Origin of the sequence: Parendozoicomonas verongulae, assembly GCF_009711465.1 — a bacterium.
In the GTDB taxonomy this organism is placed as follows: Bacteria; Pseudomonadota; Gammaproteobacteria; order Pseudomonadales; family Endozoicomonadaceae; genus Sansalvadorimonas; species Sansalvadorimonas verongulae.
The window spans coordinates 2,190-2,638 of record NZ_SMME01000756.1 but is presented as its reverse complement, the minus strand read 5'-3'; the positions used below and the strand labels follow the sequence as shown (position 1 = coordinate 2,638).

At 59.0% G+C, this 449-nt stretch carries 1 protein-coding gene; it reads left to right on the top strand.

The window, feature by feature from the left end:
- Window positions 1–449, top strand: a 449-nt coding sequence (locus E1189_RS05400; protein WP_196221222.1) for a hypothetical protein, incomplete at both ends; no start/stop codon positions are given.

Sequence of the window (449 nt, the reverse complement as noted above, 5' to 3'; positions counted from 1 at the left end):
CACGGACAACCTGAAAGCGGCCCTGGACATTTATATCCGGCTGCGCACTCGGGCGGCCGGAGGGAAACCGAACACACCCTGCCATGACAAGGAGATCGAACTGGCTCTGGGCAGGCACCTTGAGGCTATGGGGAGGGCAGACACCCTGAAAGCAGCCCTGGACATTTTTACCAGGCTGCGCACCCGTGCGGCCGGGTGGGCCCGGCTGCGCACCCGGGCAGCCGGTGGACGAGTAAACACCCCCTGTGATGATAAGGATATCGAGCTAACACTGGGCAGATATCTTCAGACCATTGGAGGCAAGGGCAGTCTGGAAGTTGCTCTGGAGATCTTTACCCGACTGCGCACCCGAGCGGCCGGGGGACGGGTAAACACCCCCTGTGATGATAAGGATATCGAGTTAACACTGGGCAGATATTTCCAGATCATGGGAGATGCGACAAACTTGC